This window comes from Vibrio cyclitrophicus, assembly GCA_023206055.1.
GTDB classification, from domain to species: Bacteria; Pseudomonadota; Gammaproteobacteria; order Enterobacterales; family Vibrionaceae; genus Vibrio; species Vibrio cyclitrophicus_A.
In genome coordinates this window covers 2,324,696-2,348,891 of sequence record CP065366.1, presented here as the reverse complement: position 1 = coordinate 2,348,891, position 24,196 = coordinate 2,324,696, and the positions used below count along the sequence as shown (strand labels likewise).

Genomic DNA, 24,196 nt, shown 5'->3' with positions numbered 1-24,196 from the left:
TTAAAAAATAGAAGAACGTATTATGTCTGAACTTCATATTAGCCGCCCCAAGATATCTACATCGCAGATAAACCCTGCGGTCTCTCTGTCTATCATTGTGCCTTTCTACGATGAACAAGAGGTGTTGGAAGAGTTTCACTCGCGCCTCACTAAGGTTCTCGATAGCTTACCGATCACGAGTGAGATTGTTTATGTCGACGATGGCAGCAAAGACAACAGCTTGGACTTGGTGAGTTCATTCACTTCAATCAATAGCTCAATTTCTGTTATTGGTTTAAGCCGCAACTTTGGTAAAGAGTCAGCCATGAGTGCTGGCCTTGAGCATTGTCGCGGACAAGCTGTGATCCTGTTAGATGCCGATCTGCAAGATCCACCCGAGCTGATTCCTCAAATGGTTGCCAAGTGGCGCGAAGGTTATGACGTCGTCAATATGCAGCGCAGCCAACGTGACGGTGAAACCTGGTTTAAGAAGTTTTCAGCCGCGAGCTTTTACAAAGTCATGAACGTGGCGGCGAAGATCGATGTACCAGAAAATGTTGGTGATTTTCGACTATTAAGCCGAGAGGTTGTCGACCATATCAACCAACTTCCAGAACGTAACCGTTACATGAAAGGCATTTTTTCATGGCCGGGTTTCCGACAAGCGACACTCCAATTTAAGCGTGACGCTCGTTTCTGTGGTGAGACCAAGTGGAACTATCTCAAGCTCATCGGATTGGCGATGGATGGCATTACCTCGTTCTCGATTCGTCCGCTGCGCATCGCTACCGCACTGGGTGGCTTAGTCGCGCTGACTGCTTTTGTGTATGGCATGGTCATCGTTTTCAAAACCATGATGTTTGGTGAGCCCATCACTGGCTATCCGTCAATGATGGTCGTACAGCTTGCCCTTGGCGGCATCCAACTGTTGAGTATCGGTTTAATGGGAGAGTACATAGGTCGTATTTTCATTGAAACCAAGAGTCGTCCTTTGTATCTGATCCAATCGGTGGTCGATACACCGGCATTAAAAACACATTTTAAATTAGAGGAGTCAGCATGAGCCTGAACAGAACGCACCTATGGTATTTGTTGGCTTTTGCATTGATTCTAAGGCTTTTATCTCTGGCGACTTACCCGTTAATGGACACCACAGAAGCGCGTTATGGAGAAATGGCACGTCTGATGGTGGAAACAGGGAATTGGTTAACGCCTCAATTTGATTACGGCATTCCTTTTTGGGGCAAGCCACCATTGTTCACATGGATGAGCGCAGCTGGGATTGAGTTGTTTGGTTTGAGTGAATTTGCTGTGCGTGCGCCACACTGGCTAGCAGGTTTCGCGACGATTCTGTTGGTTGCATACATGGCCAAGCGCACAGGACAAAGTGCCTTGGTGGCGGCCGTGGTATTGGCGACATGTGGGATTTTCTCTATCGCTGCGGGTGCTGTGATGACCGACATGGCGTTAACGTTATCGATGACTATTGCCATGTTAGGTTTCTATCTATGTTGGTTAGGAGGAGAGGGTTCTAAGAGAGAAGGTAGTGCGAAGACTAATCGATCTTGGGGCTATGTCGGTTTCATTGGTTTAGCACTAGGCTTGCTTGCAAAAGGGCCTGTAGCGATTGTGATCATGGGTATCGCTATTTTCCCTTGGTTAGTATTACAACATGGCTTCTTTGGCGCTTTCAAAGTGCTATGGCAACGCTTTCCACTGCTATCTGGTTTAGGTGTCATGTTGGCGATTGCTTTGCCTTGGTACATCATGGCTGAAATGGCAACACCGGGTTTTATTGATTACTTTATTGTTGGCGAGCACTTTAAGCGTTTTGTTGTGAGTGGTTGGGAAGGGGATCTTTATGGTTCGGCCCATGATCAAACAAGAGGAATGATTTGGGTTTTCTGGATTCAAGCGGCTGCGCCGTGGTCGATTGTGTTGCCTATTTTGACTTTTGCCCGTCGTAAGAAAATCGCAGAAGTTAACGCTGAACATAGTGGGTTGTTTTCATTCCTTGTGTGTTGGTTAGTCTCTCCTCTAATCCTTTTCACTATGGCGGGTAATATTCTTCCTGCGTATGTATTACCGGGTATTCCAGCCCTTGGTTTGCTGGTGGCAATGCTTGTGGTAGAAAAAGATAAGAAGTGGTTCTCGAGTGTGGCTTTAGTTCTGCCTGTGCTGTTAATGATTGCGATGGTCTACCTTAACCTAGGCAAAGCGAACGAGAAAAGTGACCGTATTATCTTTGAACAGATTACGGATGAAGCACCGAGCTTTTACGTAGGTAAACGACCTTTCTCCGGGCAGTTTTACAGTCATGGACAAGCGAAAAAGTTACTCGATGTTGGACAGTTAGATGGTATCGACAAGTTTTATCTGATTGGTAAAAGAGCGGAAGTGGAAACCAAAATTAAGGACAACGCGTTAACCTGTATTTTAGAGCCGACGGTGAAAATAAAGCGCGCTTTGTTCAGTTGTCATAGCCAAAACATCAAACCAAATTTGTCGTTGAGCCATATTCGAAGTGAAAGTGATGTCCAGCGTTAACTCGGGGCTGCGAATGATCAATTACAAGCTTCAGACACAGAGCCAAAGGCTTCAGTCCCATCACAAGATAGTTCGGTTTGCTGTGGTTGGTGTTGGTGGGTTTGTTGTTGATTGTGCGGTATTTGTGTTGCTGCATTACATTGTTGGTTTGCCTTTAATGACAGCGCGAATTGGCTCCTTTATTGCTGCTGCAACGGCAACCTGGTTTGGTAATCGTGTGCTGACCTTTGGGTTCAAAGGGCAGGGTAGTCTGTCTGAAAAGCTGATTCAGTGGCAAAAGTTCATGTTCTCAGCGTCGATATCAGCAGTACCTAATCTATTGTGCTTTAAGTTCATGACTGAATTACTACCAGCGTTTACTGGCGCTGTGTTTATCGCGATGGCCGTGGGTATTTTGGTCGGCATGGTGACTAACTACTTGTTTAGTCAGTATTGGGTCTTTACCCGTTAGACAAGAAAGAGAAAGGCAAGTCATCCAATGACTTGCCTTTTTATTGAACATTGACTGTTTAGACGATTGGTAATTCTAACTCTGTTCTTTGCTTTCGTTCGCTTGTGTAGGTTGAGCCTGCTTTGCTTGAGTCTGCTGTGCTTTAGCCGCTTTTAACTGCCAGTTCTTTATTGCGTAGCAAATTAACCCTAAACATAACCCCCAAAATGCGCTGCCAACTCCCACAAAATTAATCCCAGAAGCAGTAAGTAAAAAGGTGAGGAGTGCAGCCTCTCTATGTGTGTCATCGGCAAGTGCCGTCGTGAGGCTGTTCGCAAGTGTTGGCAATAAGGCTAATCCCGCAATGGTTATAATGATGGCTTGCGGAACCGATGAGAACAAAGACACAAAGGTTGTGCCTAATATTCCTGCCAACAGATAGAAACTGCCCATCGCTAGTGCTGCCTTGTAACGACTTTTCGGATTGGGGTCGGCATTTGGGCTCATGCATATTGCCCCTGTTAGCGCTGCCAAGTTAAAGGCAAAGCCACCAAAGGGAGCGAGCAACAAACCGGTAACGCCTGTAGTGGTGATAATTCGTGATGCTGGTGGGTTATAACCATTGGCTTTCAATACGGCGAACCCAGGCAGGTTTTGAGATGCCATTGTCACCACAAATAACGGAATCCCAACACTCATCAGAGACGCCAAATCAAAATCGGGCGTGATGAACATAGGCTGAGTCAGCGTTAAGTTCACATCTGACAAATCGAGCTTTCCGGCAACGCCACTCATTATGACGGCAAGCAGTAAGATAAAAGGAATCAACAGATTACCAAACTTAGGCTTAGCAAAAATATACGCAGCTAACATGGTGCCGATGATAATAGCCTCTTGGGACAGAGAGGTGAAAATTCCAATTCCAAACATCCACAACACACCAGCCAGCATTGCAGAGGCAATCGATGTTGGTATTCGCTTGAGCAGCGTATCAAAGATGCCAGTTAGACCCGTAATGGTGATCAGCAGTGAGCTGAATAGGAAGATAGCCACGGCCTGCTCTACGGTGAGCCCATCCAATGAGGTGATAAGTAGCGCAGCACCCGGCGTAGACCACGCGGTCACGACTGGCTGTTTATATCGCCATGAAAGCAAAATTGTCGATACACCCATGCCAATTCCGAGCGCCCAAAACCATGAAGCGATCTGTTGCTGGCTTGCTCCTGCACTGGTTGCAGCTTGGAAGATGATCGCCGCCGCACTCGCATAACCGATAAATACTGCAATAAAACCAGTACTGATGTGAGAAAACTTAATCTGACCCATACTAACCACTCTCGTTGTGCGTTATAACATACATAGGACTCAACTTAACATCTGTGCGTTATAGCGCACAAGTGTTGTTTGTATAAAATTTGTTCGTCATGATTTTAGTCACGAGCAAACTTAAATAGGTAGATGAACGAAAACATGCCGAAGAACATGAATGTGGAAACTAGCTCTAATGTAAAAGAGAGTTTGAGTGACCAAAACGACGTGCAAGTCAGCCACAACCTAAAACGGATTCGTAAAGAGAAAGGGTGGAGCCTCGACGCGACTGCCAAAGCGACTGGTGTCAGCAAAGCGATGTTAGGGCAGATTGAACGTGGTGAATCGAGCCCAACCGTCGCGAAGCTGTGGCAAATCGCCACTGGCTTGAACGTTTCATTTTCGAGTTTGATTATGTCTTGCTCCAGTAATGAGCTGGTGAGTTTGTTCCGAGACGCGAATGAGCTGCGTGATGAAAGTCTGAATAAGGGCTTCTCCGTCAGTGTTGTTTTTCCTTTTGAACCATCGTTAGGCTTTGAAGTTTATGAGCTTGGGCTAGCAGAGAACTATGAGCACTTTTCTGAACCACACAGTACCGGAGTGATTGAACATATATTGTGTATCTCAGGTCGTATGGCGGTGTTCTTTGACGATATCTGGTATGAATTGAGCCCGGGACAAGCGGTGCGTTTTAATGCTGAACAGCCCCATGGCTATAAAAACATCGGCACAGAGAAAGCGGTTTTCCACGACATTATTCATTACCCCGACCAATGGCAGCGTTCATAGGTGATAGGTTGATAGGTTTATTGATTGAAACCATGTGGAAAATCTTCCAGACACAAAAAAGCGCAGCTAAATAGCTGCGCTTTGTATTTTTATGATAACCAAGTAAATGGGGTCGCTATATTAACGCTGTGTTGCGCGCTGGCGATTTTTTCCGTTACTTGCAGGTTTACCACCTTGACCATTGCCTGCTTTGCTGCGGTTTGGCTTGCCATTTCCGCCGCCGTTGCCTTGTGATTGCTGACTAGCAGGGGCTTTTTTGATGAAGCCAGTCGCTGGTTTATTACCATTACCGTTCTGCTTTCCGTTGCCCTGATTGCCGTTGCTTTGGCTACCTGTTGGCTTCTTACCACCCGGTTTAGGCTTATTGCCACCTGGCTTAGAATGGTTACGTGGGCTTTCGCCACCAAGACCCGGTTGAGCTTTACTGTGCTTAGTTGCGAAACGTTGTGAGCCGTGACGACCAGACTTACGACGTTGTGCTGGTGTCTGAGCTTCAAAATCTTCTTCTGGTACTAAGCAGTTCGCTTTGTCACCAATTAGGTGTTTTTTGCCCATGCTGATCAGTGCTTCACGGATGATTTTCCAGTTTTCTGGATCGTGGTAACGAAGTAATGCTTTATGCAGACGACGTTGACGATCACCTTTAGGCACAGGAACATCTTCACGCTTCTTATATTTCACGCGTTTCAAAGGGTTGGTCTCTGAGTAGTACATCGACGTAGCATTACACATTGGCGATGGGTAGAAGTTCTGTACTTGGTCACACTCGTAGTTGTGCTTTTTCAGCCACAACGCAAGGTTAAGCATGTCTTCATCTTCTGTGCCCGGGTGAGCAGAGATGAAGTAAGGAATTAGGTACTGTTTCTTACCGGCTTCAGCGCTGTACTTCTCGAACATCTCTTTGAAACGATCGTAAGTGCCCATGCCCGGCTTCATCATCAGATCCAGCGGGCCTTTTTCAGTATGCTCTGGAGCAATCTTCAAGTAACCACCAACGTGGTGAGTTACAAGCTCACGAACGTATTCTGGAGATTCAATCGCTAGGTCGTAACGTACACCAGAAGCGATCATGATCTTCTTAACGCCCGGTACTTTTCTCGCAGAGCGGTACAGGTCGATGGTGTGTTGATGGTCTGTGTTTAGCTTTTCACAGATTTTCGGGAACACACATGATGGGCGACGACAGTTAATTTCTGCTTTCGGATCTGAACAACCTAAACGGTACATGTTCGCCGTAGGGCCGCCCAAGTCAGAAATAGTACCCGTGAAGCCAGGTACTTTATCTTTAATGTCTTCGATCTCATCCAAGATAGATTCTTTCGAACGGTTTTGAATGATACGACCTTCATGCTCTGTGATTGAACAGAAAGAACAACCACCAAAACAACCACGCATGATGTTAACCGAGGTTTTGATCATGTCGTATGCAGGAATCTTCGCTTTGCCATACATAGGGTGTGGAACACGTTTGTACGAAAGACCAAACACGTAATCCATCTCTTCTGTGGTCAATGGAATTGGCGCTTGGTTAACCCAAAGTTCACGGTCACCGTGACGTTGAATCAGAGCTCGGCCCGAATACGGGTTTGTTTCAAGGTGCAGAATACGGCTAGCGTGAGCGTAAAGAATGCGGTCATTGTTTAGCTTTTCGTAGCCTGGGATACGAACCGCGGTTGTTTTTGCATCGTGACGAGAAGGGCGAATCGTAATCGGCTGCGCTTTAACTTCTTCTTTCTCATCTTTCTTAGTATCACATTGCGTTTCCACTTCGTACGGGTTTACCGGCACGTAAGCTTTGTTCGGCTTTTCGATACGAGAAGAGTCGATGATTTTGAAGCCTTCAGGCGCTGCAGCAAGGTTGATTGCTGTACCACGAATGTCTGTCAGCGTTGACATGTCTTCACCATCAGCAATGCGGTGTGCTACTTCAACCAGTGCACGCTCAGCGTTACCAAAAAGAAGAATGTCAGCTTTTGCATCAAACAATACAGAGCGGCGAACTTTATCTGACCAGTAGTCGTAGTGAGCCACACGACGCAAGCTCGCTTCAATACCACCAAGCACGATTGGCGTACCTTTGTAAGCTTCACGACAACGTTGAGAATAAACCAGAGTTGCACGGTCAGGACGCTTGCCACCTTCATTGTTCGGTGTGTAAGCATCATCGTGACGTAATTTGCGATCAGAGGTGTAGCGGTTGATCATGGAGTCCATGTTACCCGCTGTGATGCCGAAGAATAGGTTAGGTTTACCTAGCTTCATGAAGGCATCTTTATTGTCCCACTTTGGTTGAGCAATAATGCCCACGCGGAAACCTTGAGCTTCAAGTAGACGGCCAATGATAGCCATACCAAAGCTTGGGTGATCGACATACGCGTCACCAGTTACAATAATAATGTCACAGCTATCCCATCCAAGAGCATCCATCTCCTTTCTACTGGTAGGCAAAAAGGGTGCTGTTCCGTAGCACTCGGCCCAGTATTTTTTGTGTTCGTGAATAGGAGTGATATCGCTGTACATATTTCAACCTCTGATTTTTGAGGCGGGAATTATAGCGGCATGAGCCTAGACTAGCCAGTAGAACATGCCCCTGTTAGTTCTGGTGTCTTTCGTCTTTTTACGGTAAATGGCGACAAAAGAGCCATAGAACAGCATAGTTGAAGCCTTGAGTAACGTCGCTAATTTGTGATTTTGATTAGTGTTCGCAGCAGTTTTTGATATTATTCGCGAAAATAAGTCTGAAGAAGTAGATCCACAATGGTCGAAACGTTACTAGTACAATTTGCTCCGATGCTTTTAGGAGCTCAACTGATCTTAACCCTCATCTTGGTGAAAGGGGATATTTGCCCGGGGCAACGTGGTCGTATCCACAAGATGTTACCTGCGATTGGCGTGCTGTGGCTTGCCGTAGCTTCAGTAAAAATTGAAGCCTTTCTGGTCGTGTTTGCGATCTTTTATTTCTATTCTCAAGTTCAAACCAAGAAGACACGCGATTCTGGCCCCATTTGGGTGATGTACTTAGCTTGTGGTTTGGCATTGTCATACGTTGCTATTCAAGCAAGCGAACAGGTAAACCCAGTAGGTATTATCGCTACTGTGTTGTTGGTGGCTTTACTGGGTGCTTCTTTCGGACATTTACTGCTGACGATTGCAAGAACGCGTTTGCAAGCATTCCACCGTGTTCTTCCTGTGGTGGGTGTATTGACGGGCATGTTGGTGGTTTTAGCAACGGTCGTGAGTGTTTATTCTCTTTCTGAAGCTCAACTAGAGCCTGTGATTTCAACGCTACTATTCAGCTTTGCTTTGTTAATCTCAGCTATCGTGGTGTGGTGTTGGCATTTACTGTTCGTTAAAACCCCGGAAAAACTGCAACTGACGATTTCGTTGCTGATGTTATTGGCGGCGGCTGTGGGGTTAACGCCAGTTTGGGCGCTTTAATCGCGCACTTTCATTTATTACGTACGCTCATTAATCACGTATTCTTGTTAGAAGTGTGATCAGTTTTTTAGCATGGCGTTGGTAAGCGTTCTAAACTTAATTCTAGTCGGTGTGTTCGTTAGGAGTACGGGATGGATTTAAGCAACGTCAAAGGTTTCGATAGCATTATTTTGCTGGGAATCGTGAATGAAAAACTTCGCCTAGAATGCGATAGCTTTGAAGAGCTGATCAGTATGTATGAAATGGATATAGAAAGTGTCGTCGGTAAGCTTGATATGCTTGGCTATCAATACGACCCACTGACTAACCAGTTTAAATCTTACGCAAGATAGTCTATTTTTCGCGAATCAACAGATATCGAAAATCATCGGTACTGAAACTAAAAAGTCACAGATTATCTGTGACTTTTTTTGTTTCTGGCATTTGTCTCTTGTGGTTTGTATAAACAGAGTTCACTGACGACAACTATCGTTAAACGACCTCAATACCATCAAGGTGACTCTTACTTTGCTGCCTTGCCGTACTAAAGAAAGCTTGCAGGTAACGTTTATCTTTTTCTGAGTTTCTTACCGCTGCAAACAGTCTTCTTGAAAGCCCTTTACCTAACGGCTTGCTGGCTATCAAACCTTGTCTTGAGAATTCACTGATCGCCCAGTTTGGTAATGCAGCGACTCCTAAACCCGCCGATACCATTTGCACCAACATCAATGTGTTGTCTGCTTGTTTCCACTTTTTCGGTTCTACACCTGCAGGTTGCAAAAAGTGCTTCACGACGTCTAAACGCTGCTTTTGAACTGGGTAGGAGAGCATGGTGAGATCGCTAAGATCTTGCGGATCAATACTTGGCTTTTCAGCCAAAGGCGAGTTGATCGCGGTGATGAGGCGCATCTCAAAATCGAAAAGAGGTTCGTAGTGAACTTCAGAACGAGGTTGGATATCAGAAGTGATCACTAAGTCTAATTCACCTGCCATTAATGCAGGTAGAGGTTCAAAACCAAAGCCTGATGAGAAATCTAATGTCACGCTTGGCCAAGCAACTTGGTACTCCTTCAAAGCGGGCATTAGCCATTGAAAGCATGAGTGACATTCGATCGCCATGTGCAATCGACCATTCACATCCTCTTTAAGGCTTGCGAGTTCGTTCTCTGCTTTAGCGATTCTAGGTTGTATCTCATCGGCGAGCTTAAGCAAAATTTCACCTTCAGAGGTAAATTTAACTGGCCTAGTTTTACGAAGGAAAAGCTGACCGCCAATACGCGCCTCAAGGTCTTTCAATTGGTGAGAAAGCGCTGACTGCGTCAGATGAAGAGAGGTTGCAGTAGCTGTCAATGAGCCGCTGTCTCTCAAGGTGGTCAATGTTCGAAGGTGTTTAAGCTCTATCATGAGTATCCCTCATATTCCCTAAGCCAATTCAATATTTCTTAATAATCACCCTACGGGTTTTTTTATCATTTGTAAACGTCTAGATGTCCAGATGGATATAAGAACCTCATCTTTGGTTTATTGAATATGAATATTTTTAATAAACAAGATGAAAATTTGGACGTTGTTCATCGAACCGATTAGGTAGATAGTTTAGCCATCTAGACGCCTTTTTGTGAAAGTGAAAAACACGACAGGCAATCTGAACAGATACTAACAATTATTGAATAAGGAACAGGTTCATGACTACAACAACACATATTCTTGGCTACCCACGTATCGGCGAAAAACGCGAACTCAAATTCACACTAGAGAAGTACTGGCGTGGTGAGATTGGTCAATCTGAGCTCAAGCAACTCGGCAGTGAATTGAGAAATCGTAACTGGAATGTACAAGCCGACGCGAACCTAAGCTTTGCAACTGCGGGTGACTTCGCATGGTACGACCATGTTCTAACAACGACGTTACTTCTAGATCATGTGCCAAAACGTCATGCAGGTGGAGCAAATGATGAAAAAGTTTTCCTAGATCTGGATACCTTGTTCCGTGTAGGTCGCGGTCAGTCTCAAGTTCAGTCGACTTGCTGCGGTGGCACGCATACGTCGAATGATGGCACTAAAGACAGTGCAGCAGCATCAGATATGACGAAGTGGTTCAACACTAACTATCACTACATCGTTCCTGAGTTCAGTAAAGACGACACCTTTGAAGTGAGCTGGCCACAACTGTTTGATGAAGTGAATGAAGCCATTCAAGCTGGGCATAAGGTTAAGCCAGTCCTTCTTGGCCCATTATCTTACTTATATCTCGGCAAAGAAGTGGAAGAGGGCTTTGACCGTTTAACCTTGCTTCCACGTTTGCTTACCGCTTACCAAGCGATTCTGGCGAAACTTGCCAAGTTGGGTGTTGAGTGGGTGCAAATCGATGAGCCCATTCTATCTCTGGAACTTGAGACTAAGTGGGCAGATTCATTCAAATTGGCGTATCAAGTGATTCAAGGCGATGTGAAACTATTGCTTACCACTTACTTTGATTCGGTGACTGATACTTTAGATAAAATTGTAGAACTGCCCGTCAACGGCTTGCACATCGATTTGGCTGCCGCACCGCAGCAACTTGATGAAGTGGTGAATAAGCTACCTGAAGATTGGGTGCTTTCTGCAGGTGTAATTAATGGACGCAATGTTTGGCGATCTGACCTAGCCGCGCAGCTTGAGTTACTGCAACCAGTAAAAGATAAGTTAGGAGATAAGCTTTGGATCGCAAGTTCATGTTCATTGCTGCATAGCCCAGTCGACCTTGAGTTAGAAGACACGCTTAGCGAAGAAGTGAAGAGTTGGTTTGCCTTTGCAAAACAAAAAGTCACTGAGGTGAGCTTATTGGGGGCAGCGTTAGATGGCGACCAAAATGCTATTTTAGCGTGTGGTACTTACAGCCAACCGATTGTTGCACGCAAGAGCGCGACTCATGTGAACAAGCCGCAAGTTCAAGCTCGACTCAATACTATTACTAAAGCATTAGCAGAGCGCAGTGCACCTTACGCAGAACGTGCCGCGCACCAGTCTGAGGTTTTGGGTTTACCGTTATTGCCAACTACAACCATTGGTTCGTTCCCACAGACAGGCGAGATTCGCGTTCAACGTAGCGCCTACCGAACTGGTCAATTGAGTGAAGCTGAATACACAACCGCATTGAAAGGCCATATTGCGGATGCGGTCAAGCGACAAGAAGCTTTAGATTTGGATGTGCTTGTGCATGGTGAAGCGGAACGTAATGACATGGTGGAGTACTTTGCAGAAAACCTAGCAGGCTTTCAAACCACAAAGTTTGGTTGGGTACAAAGCTATGGTTCTCGCTGCGTGAAACCAGCGATTGTGGTCGCGGATATCGAACGTGAGAAACCGATGACGGTGGAATGGTCGACCTACGCTCAATCTCTGACTTCAAAGCAAATGAAAGGGATGCTGACAGGACCAGTCACTATTCTTTGTTGGACATTCCCACGTGAAGACATCTCACGCAAAGAGATCACCAATCAATTGGCGTTTGCGCTGCGTGATGAGGTGTCGGATTTGCAAGACGCGGGTATCAACATTATTCAAATCGATGAGCCTGCTATTCGTGAAGGCCTGCCGCTGAAAAAACGCGACCATGCCGAATACTTAGAGTGGGCGGTCGATGCTTTTAAGATTTCAGCAGCGAGTGCCAAGCCAGAGACTCAGATCCATACACACATGTGTTACAGCGAGTTCAACGAGATCATTGATTCAGTGGCTGCGCTAGATGCCGATGTGATTACCATTGAGACTTCGCGTTCGAACATGGAATTGCTGAAAGCGTTTGAAGAGTTCAATTACCCGAATGCGATTGGCCCCGGTGTTTACGATATTCACTCACCAAACATTCCATCAGAAGATTGGATTGTTGATTTGCTGAAAAAAGCGGCAGAGAAAATCCCGGCAGAACGTTTGTGGGCAAACCCAGATTGTGGGCTTAAGACGCGTAACTGGGCTGAGACAGAAGCCGCACTGACCAATCTTGTATCGGCGACTAAGACACTGCGTAAAGAGTGGGAATCGGTAGGAGTTTAAGCTTAGCTAACGCTAGGGTCTGGTTGCTCTCAAAAAAAACAAAGGCCTCGCAAATGCGAGGCCTTTCTGTTTAATGCTTGTTCGAATGTTGAATCTAGCTGCTGCTTTGGCAAGTCTCTTTGCTGATCAGCTTCTCAACGATCAGTTGTCCGCGAGTGTTGCGAATCTTGATGTTGTAAGCCAAGCCCATGTCGAGGTTTGCTCTTACTTCAGAGTTGGTGCAATAGCTATTCACACTCATGTCTACAACTTGGTTTAAAGGTTTAGCACCTTTCGCATCTTGGTTGTAGATCATCATGATTTCGATAACCGTGTTTTTTGCTAGCACGCGCATGACCGATAGCGGGCCATACTCAATCGGCAAGCCGGCGGATAAAACGCCAGCTCGGTGCTGCGCCATCATCTCTAGCTGTCTTTGTTCGTCTTGCTCACTTGAAGCACAGCCTGCAAGCAGAGCTAAAGCCAGTGAGCCAATAATCCATTTTTTCACGTTAAAATACTTTCTTGAATGGTTTTACAATCACATTTTTGTAAACGCCAGCATCAATGTACGGGTCAGCGTCTGCCCATGCTTGAGCGTCTTCCAAAGAGTTAAATTCGGCAATTACAGTTGAACCTGTGAAGCCCGCTTCGCCAGGGTTATCTGAGTCAATAGCTGGCATTGGGCCTGCTGTTAAGAGTCGGCCTTCATCGTGAAGTGTTTGTAGGCGTTCTAGATGTTGTGGGCGAACACTTAGGCGTTTTTCTAATGAATTTTCGACGTCTTGAGAAAAAATCACGTACCACATATTGAGATATCCTTATTTTACTTCACTAAGTTTGGGGCGTTTAAATTCGCTATCTTGCTAATTTACGCGAACTAATGGGTATTGGAAGGGCTAATGATAAGAAATTGTGAATTGGTGCGAGAGAGTTGTATGGTCGTTAGGGCGTGTTGACCTTTCGTGGTTAAATTTTGTTCGGGTGGGGACGCCTAGTCAAAAGCGTTTTAATCGCGGTGAGGGGGGAAATCGCCTAGTCATTCTAAGCAAATCTCCCTCAACAAAGAGTAAAACGCTTTTAGCCGAACCCTTCGGGCAGCGTTTGCTGGTCATTTCTACTACGTTATCGGCTTCTCATGTAGGCTAGCTACACATCGACGCCTCTGCCTTGTATAAATACCCAGCAACTCGCTGCAAAAATCAGCTCGAAAGATCAACACGCCCTAGTAATTTCATTTATAAAAACTAAAGACCATCGATGCAACACGCTTAATAAAAGGTGTTATTTGTTGATTGGACGAGGCTTACCACTTTCATCAACCGCAACGTAGTTGAATGTCGCGCCACATACCTTGTAGCGGTCGCCGATACCGTGATCAAGTACAGGTTTAACCCATACTTCTAGGTCGATATTCATCGAGCTGCGACCAATCTTAGTGCAGTCACCATAAACACACACAACATCACCCACTGAAACCGGCTGTTTGAACTCGATACTCGATACTGAAACCGTGACTATCTTGCCGTTAGAGATCTCTTTTGCCAGTATGCCGCCAGCAAGGTCAAGCTGAGACATTATCCAACCACCGAAAATCTGGCCTGCTGCATTTGTATCAGAAGGCATCGCTAATGTGCGAAGAAGTAAAGAACCAATCGGGTTCAAAGTTGATTGAATAGTCATTGTCGTACTCTTAATGGTATTGATTGTTTTATATAAAAATAGATGTGTTTACGAGACTCGCGTTGGTCGAATTTTTAACGTCTTCACCGAACACAAATAATCAGTGGCCAATGATCACGAGTATCATTGGCCAATCGCATATTGATAATAATTGTATCAAATAGAGTATGAGGACTCATCCCTAAGGATTATTTCTCGTCGGTATTTTTATCCGTTAACTCTTTCTGCTGGTCTTTTGGTAGATGCTTATAGATATAAACACCAGTGAGCAAGGTGAAGAGCAAGGTCGCGATGAGCAAACCAAACACTTTGAAGTTCACCCAAACATCCAACGGTAGGCTGAAAGCAACGTAAACGTTGAGAATGGCGCATAGGGTAAAGAACAGAGTCCAAGCCCAGTTGATCTTGCCCCATACCGCATCAGGCAGTGTGATCTCTTTACCCAACATGCCTTTAATTGCTGATTTGCCCATTAGGTGGCTGACTGTCAGGCCGATAGCGAACAGAGCGTAAACGATGGTGACTTTCCATTTAATGAAGTTGTCATCGTGTAAGAAGATGGTCATGCCACCAAATACGGCAACCATTAGAAAGGTGATGATCTGCATTTTTTCTACTTTCTTGTAGATGAAGTACGTCAAAATAATTTGAACTGCAGAGGCAACGATCAAAGCACCGGTCGCGGTATAGATGTCGTACATCTTATAAAGCGCAAAGAAAATAATGAGAGGAATGAAATCAAGAATTTGTTTCATGAGACACTGACTATCCAGTTAGTTGAGTTGCTGACAGTCTAACGAAAACTGTCTCGATGCTAAATAGCCCGAGACAATTGGGTGCCAATTAATTCAATCTAGCCACTCATCGTGTTTAAAGAGTTTAAGCAGATTATCGCATTGACGAGGTTTGGTAGCGCGGTATCAACTGCTTGATGTCTTCTAGATAACCTTCGCTTTTCAAGCTGTCTAAGGTGTTTTCGAGTTCTTGTTCGCTCATGGCAAAGCATGTCGATTTACCAGTTGTTAAGTCGAGATACTCGTGGTACTCACGCTCTGTGAAGTGGCCAATTCTGTCTATTAATAGGGTCTTAATTCCGTGGTGAATCAAGCCGTAATACGTATGTCTTTGTAAGGTCATAGCCTATCCTCCGTAACAAGCTGCATGATGAATAAAATGCAATCTGCTGTATATTGGTTGGGTTGTCTATGACAAAGCAATTCGAATGCCATTTTCTCTATGAGGTCAGATCTTTTAACCTAACGAAATGATTTGATTTGTATTTTCATTGAGCTAAAAGAAGGTTTCGCCTGTTCTCACCCAAACAATACGTTGTGAAAGAGGAATAGTTTTATTTTGAGAATCGATTTCCTACATCAATTTGGGAATCACTCTATTCTCATTCTGACGAGTGAGGGCTGCTTTCTGTTCTAAAGGCTTGTTACGTTGGGATTTTATTGGATTGTTGCTAATTAATTCTTAATCAACGAGCCAATCTACCAGAGTCGATAATGACGCATTTTGGCGATTCTTAGGTTGCAGTAAGAAGTAACCGTTGCCGGAGAACACACTGCCTTCACTCACTTTCACCAATCTACCCAAATCGATATCTTGCTTAGCAAGCGTGATATCGCCTATCGCTATTCCAAACCCTTGAATGGCCGCATTCATGGCCTGATCAAGCGTGGCGAATTGTTGGTTGTTCTTACTCGAAAGATCATGGCTTCCTATGTGCTCTAACCAAAGTCGCCAGTCACTTTGTTCATTGTTGGCGTGTAACCAAGTGTAATGAGCAAGCTTGTGTGGCTTGATGACGGTTGAAGTGCTGTCAATTAGGTGGCTTGGAGCAATACTCTGCGCTTGGCAGATGGGTGCGAGTTGTTCGTTGAACAGGAGTTGGCTAACAATTGAGTGTTGGCTTGGTTTCTTGCCATAGGTAATCACCGCATCGAAGGGATCAAAGCTTGGCTCAAAAACGTGCTTGATGGTCGACGTGAGCTCGACATCAATTTCAGGGTAGGCTTGTTGAAAAGACATCAACTTGGGTAGCAGCCAAGAGGTAATACAGCTGGGGGCGTTGAGTTTGATCTTAGAGGGAGAACTTGCCACTTGATTGAGAGCCGATTGCAGTTGATGAATCGTTCCTTGTATCAGGGGAACCAGTTCTTCTCCTTTCGGCGTTAAAGACAATCCGCGAGCATGGCGATAGAAGAGGTCACAGCCAAGGCTTTCTTCAAACGACAATACCTGACGACTCACTGCACCTTGCGTAACATTGAGCTCATGTGCCGCGCGAGTAAAGTTGAGATGCCTTGCCGTAGACAAAAATGTGAGCAAGGTTTTGGTTGAGGGAAGTGTGCGATTCATATCTTTACCTATGACTTTTTATCATGGCTATTATGTGATTATTTCGATTCATTTATCAATAGTGTTCTGTTTGAATGTAAATACTTACTCATCATTTTTGATTCAATATGTGTATAAGTCACATTTTTTGAATATAAAGGCAATGATGAAGACATTGTGATTTTGTGAAAGGGATAGCTTCTTGACATCTTTTATTGATAACTTAGTGCCTCAGGCTGTAAAAAAATTAATACCTTATCAATCAGCAAGAAGAATTGGTGGTGATGGACGTGTCTGGCTAAACGCCAATGAATTGGAAAGCTCTCTGTTTCAAGGGGAAGTCAGTCATAATCGTTACCCAGACTTTTTACCCCAAGACATTGCCAAGGCTTATCAAGCCTATTGTGGAACTGACGCTGCAACCGTTGCGATTCGGGGTGCAGATGAAGCGATTGATTTGCTGATCAGAACATTCTGTAAACCTGCGAGCGACAGCATACTTATCTGTTCTCCAACGTATGCGATGTATGAGTTTTGCGCCGATGCATTGGCGATTAATACTTTGAACTCTCCATTGCAGGAAGACTTCAGCCTGAACGTTGCTGATATCGTGAATAAAGCGGAATTGGTTAATATCGTCTTTCTTTGCTCACCAAACAACCCAACCGGTAACGTGATTCCTAAATCGGACTTGATTCAGGTACTGGAAGGCACGGTTGGAAAATCTCTAGTGGTAGTCGATGAAGCGTATATCGAGTTTGAACCACAAACGTCAGCGGTGAGCCTTATTGAGCGTTATCCGAATTTGGTTGTGATTCGCACTTTGTCGAAGGCGTTTGGATTAGCTGCGGTTCGTTGCGGCTTTATCTTAGCGAGTCAAAATGTGATGCAGTATGTCTCGAAGCTGATTCCACCTTATCCGATGCCAGATTGTTCATCTCAAATCGTGTTAGACGCTTTGTCTGATGAACGAGTCTCAGTGATGCAAGACGCCACGAAAACGTTGGTCGAACTACGTAACTGGTTTGCTTGTGAGTTAACGCAGTTTGATTTCATCGAATCTGTTTACCCTTCATCGACAAACTTCATTTTGCTGCGTCAAAAACCTGGGCATCAAGTGTTCAGTGTATTGGCGAAGGATGGCATTGTGACAAGGAATCAAAACCACGAACCTGCTTTACGTAACTGTGTTCGAATCAGTATTGGTAGCCAAGAGAGCATGCTAGAAGTGATAACGTCACTGACACGCTACCAAACAGAATTAGAAAAGAATCAACAAGGCAAACAAATTCAACAATCTCAACATAATGAAACTCAATCTCAACTCGATAAAGATCATATCTAGGATGGCAATGATGAAAAAGATAATACTAGGACTCGCTTGTGCGGCCGCTTTACTTGGTACAACGGTACAAGCGAAAGAAATCCGTTTGGCGTCGGACTTTACGTATCCGCCATTCAACTATAAAAACAGCGACGGTGTGCCTGTCGGGTTTGATATTGAGATAGCTGATGCCTTGTGTGAGCAAGCTAAACTCGATTGTACTTGGGTTTCTCAAAGCTGGGACTCACTAATTCCAAGTTTGTTGGCAAGAAAGTCAGATGTGATCATGGCGTCAATGCGTATCACCGAAGAGCGTAAGCGTAAGATTTTGTTTACTGATAAGTACTACCAAACACCAGCCGTATTTGTTGCTGCTAAAAGCGCAGAGTTCAGTGTCGATGAGGCAGGCCTAGTCGGCAAAACCATCGGTGTTCAACAAGGTACGATCCACGATCGCTACGTAACCGACAAGTTTGGCGATGTGGCAAATATTAAGCGTTATACCGGTCAAGATGAAGTGTATCTGGATCTGCAAAACGGTCGTCTAGATCTAACCTTCGGCAACTCAGATCAACTGTCATTGGCTTTCTTAGACAAGAAAGAAGGCGAGGGCTTTGAGTTCAAAGGTAAAGCAGTGACCGATAAAGCCTACATTGGCGAAGGCACGGCACTAGCGTTAAGAAAGCAGGATTCAAAACTGGCGAAACAATTCAATGCCGCGATTGAAGAGATCAGAGCCAACGGCACTTACGACAAGATTGCCGCTAAGTACTTTACGTTTGATATCTATGGCGCTGATTTGTAATTCGTCTCACGCCTAAAACTAGAACACCAGAAACAAAAATCCGAGGGCTGTGAAGTTCTCGGATTTTTGTTACAAATAATTCGCCCTATCAAGTTTCTCTCTATTGCCTTTGTCCATTCTTATCGTCTAAGTCCAGCCTAAAGCCTCGCCTTCACCACCTCACAAAGCACTGTTCACGACTCGCGTTTTCGAACGATGAGACCTTCTTGATCGTGCTCCATAATTGAACTTAATGTCTTAAAATAACATAAATATATCGGTGCTTTTTTGCTAAGAGATTGTTCTTAAAGCAGTTAAAAGTAATCGAAATTCCCAATAAATCCAAAGTAGGGCTGATTAATGGTCTAATTAGTCCCAAATATGATTGGTATCACAATCAATTCGGTTCTCAGGCCAATAGATAAACCTTAGCTCACAAAATATACACATATTATTGTAATACAAAAATCATAAGGGTAAGAATATTGTAATGAAGCGTTACAGTTATGAGCGATATGCAATTGAACGTTAGATTTCAAGCTCAGCTATAACGTGTCATATACAAACTGTACCTCTTACAAAAATGGATTCTGGAGAAGAACATGAAAAAACACCTACTGACGATTACAGCGGCATCAATTCTTATGGCATTTGGCGTTCAAGCAAAAACGTTGACTTTAGGGCATGCAATGTCATTAGAAAGCGCAGCTCACCAAGGGATGGTGATCATGGCTGATAAGGTTAAAGAAAAATCGAATGGTGACCTTACGATTAAGATTTTTCCAAACGGTCAACTAGGCTCTGAACGTGACCAAGCTGAGCAAGTTGTTACCGGTGCGATTGATATGGCTAAAATCAACGGTGGATTAGCAGAATCTTTTGAACCAACTTTTAAAGTTAATGCACTGCCTTTCTTATTCCGTGACGTTCCACATATGAGAACGTTCATGCGAAGTGAAGCTGCACAAGAGATGTTGCTTTCAAGTGAAGGTAAAGGCTTCATTGGTCTTACATTCTATGATTCAGGTACACGTAGCTTCTACGCTAAAAAAGCAATTAACTCACCGGCCGATCTTGCTGGTATGAAAGTTCGAGTCCCTGGTTCTCCAACCATGATGGAAATGGTCAACCTATTAGGTGGTAAAGCAACACCTGTCCCTTTCAATGAGGTTTACACAGCACTTCAGCAAGGTGTCATTGATGGTGCTGAAAATAATATTTCTAGCTTAGTTGAAATGAAGCACAGTGAAGTAGCTAAATTTTATTCTATGGATCAGCACATGATGACACCTGATGTGATCATTATTTCAGAATATAAATGGGGTTCATTAACGGCAGAAGAGCAGAAAATCTTAAAAGAAGCAGCAGCAGAGTCTCTTGAAGAGCAGATTAAAATCTGGGACGCAACAGATGACATGAACAAGGAGAAAGGAATGAAAGAAGGCGTAACGTTTGTTGAAGTTGATAAAGCCCCTTTCCGCGCTGCTGTTAAACCTATGATTGATGAAGCGAAAAAAGATCCAAAACTAGCTCCATTCATTGAAAAAATTGAAGCTCTTTAATCTGTATTAGTGAAAATATAATTTTGCCTTGGCTTTGCTAAGGCAAAATTTTTTGAGGTATCACACCATGTTAGCAACTTTCAGAAACCTACTTGATAGGTTGATTCTTTTTGTCTCTTCTTTTGCATTAATGTTACTTGTCGTTACTGTCACTTGGCAGGTTTTTAGTCGTTATGTTTTGAATGACCCAAGTAACTGGACTGATGAACTTGCTCGTTATGCGATGGTATGGCTTGGATTATTAGGAGCAAGCTACCTATTCGGTATCAAAGGACACTTAGCAATAACGTTATTGGATGGTTATCTTAAGGGTAAAGCACATATAGCATTACACGTACTTATCAATGTGATCTCTGGTTCATTTGTATTTTTAGCAATGCTTCAAGGTGGCATCGCTTTAATGGGAAGAACCACACAACAACTCTCTCCAGCATTGCAATTACCGATGTCGACGGTTTATTCAATATTGCCGATATCAGCCGTTATTATCCTCATCTATTTGGTCATGAATACGTTTGATCTTTTTTGTGAACCCAACAAAAAGTAAGTTTTAAAAGGACTCTATATTATGGATTTGTCCATTGGTGTTTGGCTGCTAGGCCTATTCTTATTCATGATCGCGATAAGCATGCCGATTGCGATTGCAATTGCCATGTCATCTTTAACGATCATGTATTTCATTTTACCGTTTGAAGTCGCGAGTATTACTGCGGGTCAAAAAATCATTACCGGTATTGATAGTTTCAGTTTATTAGCCATCCCTTTCTTTATTCTTGCTGGGAATATAATGAATGTGGGTGGCATCGCGAGTCGACTTATCAATCTTGCAAAGCTCTTGGTTGGTTGGATCCCAGGCTCACTTTTTCACGTGAACATCTTTGCAAATATGATGTTTGGCGCTGTATCAGGATCAGCTGTTGCCGCTGCAGCAGCAGTGGGTAAAACCTTAGGCCCTGAATTAGAAAAAGATGGTTATGATAAAAACTTAGCAACAGCAGTAAACGTTGCATCCTGCCCGGCAGGCTTACTAATACCACCAAGTAATTCACTGATCGTATTTTCAGTAGTGTCGGGTGGAACATCCGTGGCGGCGCTGTTTATCGCAGGTTATGTCCCAGGTATTTTAATGGGTTTAAGTTGTATGGTCGTAGCCTATTTCATTGCTAAAAAGAAAGGCTACAAAACAAGCGCGAATGACGGCTTCACAACGAAAGATGTGTTGAATATTGTTTGGCAAGCAACGCCAAGCTTAGGGCTTATTGTTGTTGTTATTGGCGGTATTATTGGTGGTATTTTCACCGCAACAGAAGGGGCATGTATAGCGGTTCTTTACTCTTTTATACTGTCACTTTGTTACCGAACCCTCAAATGGGCACACTTCCCGATAATTTGTAGAGAAACCGTTCAGGTCACTGGCATTATGCTGTTCTTGATTGGTGCTTCTACCATTATGTCATGGGCAATGGCGTTTACCGGTCTACCAACCATGATCAGCGATTGGATGCTCTCTATTTCTGATAATCCAATTATCATCTTTATTTTGATGAACCTGATTCTACTGATCGTGGGTATGTTTATGGACCTTACGCCAGCCGTATTGATCTTTACCCCAATCTTTATGCCGATTGCTGAGCATTTAGGCATGCATCCAATTCACTTCGCGATGATGATCATCTTCAACTTATGTATTGGTATTGCAACGCCACCCGTTGGCACGGCGCTATTTGTAGGTTGTAGTGTCAGTGGCTCTAAAATTGAGAATGTTATAAGAAGTATCATGCCGTTTTGTGCTGTATTGATCGTCACACTGTTGGCCATTACTTTTATTCCTGAAATTAGTTTGGCGCTGCCTCGTGCGTTTGGATTAATCAATTAGCCTTACAAGGGTAGATTTACCGACTCAATATTGATCATCATCTAATAAAAAACCGCCTACATGAAGGCGGTTTTATTTATCAATCAGAACTGAAGCTTAATATTACGCTTGCTGTTTTTGTAGCTCAGCTTCTTTCGCTTCGTCTTCGATTAGAGAATCAACGATGACTGCACATGCTGCATCACCAGTGATGTTTAGAGCAGTACGGATCATGTCGAAGATACGGTCTAGAGCGAACAACAGAGGTAGACCTTCGATAGGGATACCAGCCGCTAGAAGAACCGCAACCACTAGGAAAGAAGGCCCTGGAACGCCTGCTTGACCAACTGCGCCTAACGTAGACGTTACGATGATAGCAACGTAAGCACCCATAGACAGGTCGATGTTGAACAGCTGTGCAAAGAAGATAGCAACTAGGCCGTAGTATATTGCGTTACCAGACATGTTGATCGTCGCACCAAGAGGCAGAACGAATGAAGCCGTAGAGTTACGAACGCCAAGTTCTTTCTCTACCGTTTCCATTGTTACCGGCAGCGTCGCCATTGAAGAGGCTGTTGATAGTGCAACCGCTTGAGGCTTCTTCATTGCCACTAGGAATTTCTTCGCAGAAGTCTTAGTGAAGATTTGAATCATTAGTGGATAAGCAACAAAGCCGAAGATCAGAATCGCAGCGATGTATACGACGAACAGTTTGAACACAACCATTAGTGCGCCAAAACCGAATGTACCAACTGCTTCTGCCATTAGGCCGAATACGCCAAGTGGTGCAATGATCATAACCTTATTGATCATCCAAAAAATTTCACTGAAAAATGATGTATATTCAAAGTAAAGTTTAGCACTTAAAACTATAATAAAATCAATGTTATAGTGATTTTAACATGTGCTAAATGTAACTTTGGACTATGAGAGTTAATGGTGAGCAAAATGCATGAAAAATGTTATATCCCCGTTATGGGTAATGTCAAGGGTAGAAGGACAGTATACTTATTTGATTTCAAGTACTTTATCAGGTTCAAAGTTGCGACTAAAGTTTGGTATAAACCTGTGCAATATCGGGCTATCCCAACTAAAGCTCTTCTGCCAATGAGATTATTAACTTATGACAAGCGGGTGATATTTTTTGTTGACTATGAGAGGTTTTTACGGTGTAGGCATGATTGAAATTTTCACTCAGAAAGTGGTTTGAGATCTGAATGTCAGCACTGAATATGCCAGTTTCAACCAACGTTTTTTATTTTCAATGAATCATAAAAAAGCCTTGGGATGATTCAAGGCTTTCATTCCAGTTAGTGGACATTACTTACAAGTTGCTGCCGCACGAGCTTTCAATGAATCTTCCGTGATCTTCATTCGAAGAGTACCTGTCTCAGTTGCACGAGTAAGTGGTTGTTGATGACCAAATTCGTAGTGGCCATTAACAGGTTTACCACTTTCAAGCCACATAGACATGTCGTAAACGTTATCTTCAACTTTTACGAATTTAAACATCATGCCACCACGGTCATAACGAGTTTTAACGTAAGGCTTAGTGTAAAAAAAGAAGTTGCCTTTATCGTCAACAGTCGTGTCTATCATTGGGTAAACTTGACGACCTGCCACTGTAATACTGTTGTTGTGGTAAGGAGAAAAATCGACCATAGTAAATTTGGTTTTACCACTGCCTTCAGGAACAAGCGTTAGGCCAGTGAGCTCTGTTGTACCAAGTTTTTCGATCCATAGTTGCTCATCAGCACAAGTGATAGGGTGAAAATCGACAGCAGCTTGTGTAGCGAATGGCGAAAGAGTCATTGCAGCGATAAGAGTAGTTTTGAATATTGCTTTTTTCATGTATTAGTATTCTTTATGGTTGTGTGTATTTTGTATTAATGTAATGAATAATTATAAAGTTTCCAGACAACAATCTCAATTGTGCAATAAGCGTACAGATCGTGATGACCCCCACAAATATCAATTTTCGACCATGTTTTTGATAGATTTATCACTATTTAATTGGTTTGTTTAAAAATTAATGAGCATTAAATTACTTTTTAAAAGTTGAATTATAAAGAGGGGGACGTGGAGAGGTTTAATTAGTCTGTTAATTGATTTTTTAGGTAGTGGTATTTTTAATATTGTCTTTCATAATTGCAATTAAGAGC

At 43.7% G+C, this 24,196-nt stretch carries 22 protein-coding genes and 1 pseudogene; 12 read left to right on the top strand and 11 right to left on the bottom strand.

The annotated features are described in order from the left end of the window. Window positions 1–22 precede the first annotated feature (22 nt). Genes ITG09_10310 through ITG09_10300 form a run of 3 tightly spaced genes read left to right on the top strand, consistent with a single transcriptional unit; the run spans window position 23 to window position 2,977 of the window. Window positions 23–1,042, top strand: a complete 1,020-nt coding sequence (locus tag ITG09_10310; GenBank protein UPR51101.1) for a glycosyltransferase family 2 protein — start codon at window positions 23–25, stop codon at window positions 1,040–1,042. After that, window positions 1,039–2,526, top strand: a complete 1,488-nt coding sequence (locus ITG09_10305) for a glycosyltransferase family 39 protein (GenBank protein ID UPR51100.1) — start codon at window positions 1,039–1,041, stop codon at window positions 2,524–2,526. Before ITG09_10310 ends, ITG09_10305 begins: the two co-directional genes overlap by 4 nt. Next, window positions 2,513–2,977, top strand: coding sequence for a GtrA family protein (locus ITG09_10300; protein UPR51099.1), 465 nt, complete (start codon window positions 2,513–2,515; stop codon window positions 2,975–2,977). Before ITG09_10305 ends, ITG09_10300 begins: the two co-directional genes overlap by 14 nt. A gap of 75 nt (window positions 2,978–3,052) precedes the next feature. Here ITG09_10300 and ITG09_10295 read toward each other — a convergent pair whose 3' ends face one another. Beyond that, a complete protein-coding gene (locus ITG09_10295; GenBank protein UPR51098.1) occupies window positions 3,053–4,282 on the bottom strand; it encodes a benzoate/H(+) symporter BenE family transporter in 1,230 nt (409 codons plus the stop codon). A gap of 132 nt (window positions 4,283–4,414) precedes the next feature. Here ITG09_10295 and ITG09_10290 point away from each other — a divergent pair, with 132 nt between their 5' ends. Further along, entirely contained in the window at window positions 4,415–5,053 is a 639-nt protein-coding gene (locus tag ITG09_10290; protein UPR51097.1) for a helix-turn-helix transcriptional regulator, read from the top strand. Window positions 5,054–5,173: 120 nt separating this feature from the next. Here the strand turns inward: ITG09_10290 and ITG09_10285 are convergent, their stop codons facing one another. Continuing rightward, window positions 5,174–7,573: a YgiQ family radical SAM protein gene (locus ITG09_10285; GenBank protein ID UPR51096.1), complete on the bottom strand. Its 2,400-nt coding sequence runs from the start codon at window positions 7,571–7,573 to the stop codon at window positions 5,174–5,176. A 237-nt stretch (window positions 7,574–7,810) separates the two neighbouring features. On the opposite strand from ITG09_10285, the gene ITG09_10280 reads away from it, so the two are divergent. Continuing rightward, entirely contained in the window at window positions 7,811–8,491 is a 681-nt protein-coding gene (locus ITG09_10280; protein ID UPR51095.1) for a hypothetical protein, read from the top strand. Window positions 8,492–8,622: 131 nt separating this feature from the next. Then, a complete protein-coding gene (locus ITG09_10275; protein ID UPR51094.1) occupies window positions 8,623–8,823 on the top strand; it encodes a DUF4250 domain-containing protein in 201 nt (66 codons plus the stop codon). Window positions 8,824–8,962: 139 nt separating this feature from the next. Here the strand turns inward: ITG09_10275 and ITG09_10270 are convergent, their stop codons facing one another. Then, window positions 8,963–9,874, bottom strand: a complete 912-nt coding sequence (locus ITG09_10270; protein ID UPR51093.1) for a LysR family transcriptional regulator — start codon at window positions 9,872–9,874, stop codon at window positions 8,963–8,965. A 281-nt stretch (window positions 9,875–10,155) separates the two neighbouring features. On the opposite strand from ITG09_10270, the gene metE reads away from it, so the two are divergent. Further along, entirely contained in the window at window positions 10,156–12,504 is a 2,349-nt protein-coding gene (gene metE / locus ITG09_10265; GenBank protein UPR51092.1) for a 5-methyltetrahydropteroyltriglutamate--homocysteine S-methyltransferase, read from the top strand. A gap of 94 nt (window positions 12,505–12,598) precedes the next feature. Here metE and ITG09_10260 read toward each other — a convergent pair whose 3' ends face one another. From ITG09_10260 to ITG09_10235, 6 genes are all read right to left on the bottom strand, one after another. Further along, on the bottom strand, window positions 12,599–12,994 hold the full coding sequence (locus ITG09_10260; protein ID UPR51091.1) for a GspS/AspS pilotin family protein: 396 nt from the start codon (window positions 12,992–12,994) through the stop codon (window positions 12,599–12,601). Window position 12,995: 1 nt separating this feature from the next. Next, window positions 12,996–13,292, bottom strand: a complete 297-nt coding sequence (locus tag ITG09_10255) for a YciI family protein (protein UPR51090.1) — start codon at window positions 13,290–13,292, stop codon at window positions 12,996–12,998. 475 nt (window positions 13,293–13,767) lie between these two features. Then, the gene (gene yciA / locus ITG09_10250; protein UPR51089.1) at window positions 13,768–14,166 is read right to left on the bottom strand and encodes an acyl-CoA thioester hydrolase YciA; all 399 of its coding nucleotides are present in this window, start codon (window positions 14,164–14,166) and stop codon (window positions 13,768–13,770) included. 188 nt (window positions 14,167–14,354) lie between these two features. Further along, complete coding sequence (locus tag ITG09_10245; protein UPR51088.1) at window positions 14,355–14,921, bottom strand: septation protein A; 567 nt, start codon at window positions 14,919–14,921, stop codon at window positions 14,355–14,357. A 133-nt stretch (window positions 14,922–15,054) separates the two neighbouring features. Beyond that, window positions 15,055–15,303, bottom strand: coding sequence for a hypothetical protein (locus ITG09_10240; GenBank protein UPR51087.1), 249 nt, complete (start codon window positions 15,301–15,303; stop codon window positions 15,055–15,057). 339 nt (window positions 15,304–15,642) lie between these two features. Continuing rightward, window positions 15,643–16,530 (bottom strand): LysR family transcriptional regulator, encoded by an 888-nt coding sequence (locus ITG09_10235; GenBank protein UPR51086.1) that lies wholly within the window; start codon window positions 16,528–16,530, stop codon window positions 15,643–15,645. A 181-nt stretch (window positions 16,531–16,711) separates the two neighbouring features. Here ITG09_10235 and hisC point away from each other — a divergent pair, with 181 nt between their 5' ends. The 5 genes from hisC (at window position 16,712) to ITG09_10210 (ending at window position 22,055) form a co-directional block, all read left to right on the top strand. Further along, entirely contained in the window at window positions 16,712–17,854 is a 1,143-nt protein-coding gene (gene hisC, locus ITG09_10230; protein UPR51085.1) for a histidinol-phosphate transaminase, read from the top strand. Between the two features lie 10 nt (window positions 17,855–17,864). Beyond that, window positions 17,865–18,638, top strand: a complete 774-nt coding sequence (locus ITG09_10225; protein UPR53625.1) for an ABC transporter substrate-binding protein — start codon at window positions 17,865–17,867, stop codon at window positions 18,636–18,638. A gap of 581 nt (window positions 18,639–19,219) precedes the next feature. After that, window positions 19,220–20,179: a TRAP transporter substrate-binding protein gene (locus ITG09_10220; GenBank protein UPR51084.1), complete on the top strand. Its 960-nt coding sequence runs from the start codon at window positions 19,220–19,222 to the stop codon at window positions 20,177–20,179. 67 nt (window positions 20,180–20,246) lie between these two features. Next, on the top strand, window positions 20,247–20,726 hold the full coding sequence (locus ITG09_10215) for a TRAP transporter small permease (protein ID UPR51083.1): 480 nt from the start codon (window positions 20,247–20,249) through the stop codon (window positions 20,724–20,726). Window positions 20,727–20,747: 21 nt separating this feature from the next. Next, on the top strand, window positions 20,748–22,055 hold the full coding sequence (locus tag ITG09_10210) for a TRAP transporter large permease (GenBank protein UPR51082.1): 1,308 nt from the start codon (window positions 20,748–20,750) through the stop codon (window positions 22,053–22,055). A 102-nt stretch (window positions 22,056–22,157) separates the two neighbouring features. Here the strand turns inward: ITG09_10210 and ITG09_10205 are convergent. Then, a pseudogene (locus ITG09_10205) lies at window positions 22,158–22,850 on the bottom strand (dicarboxylate/amino acid:cation symporter). Window positions 22,851–23,354: 504 nt separating this feature from the next. Further along, window positions 23,355–23,885, bottom strand: a complete 531-nt coding sequence (locus tag ITG09_10200; protein UPR51081.1) for a hypothetical protein — start codon at window positions 23,883–23,885, stop codon at window positions 23,355–23,357. Window positions 23,886–24,196: the final 311 nt, after the last annotated feature.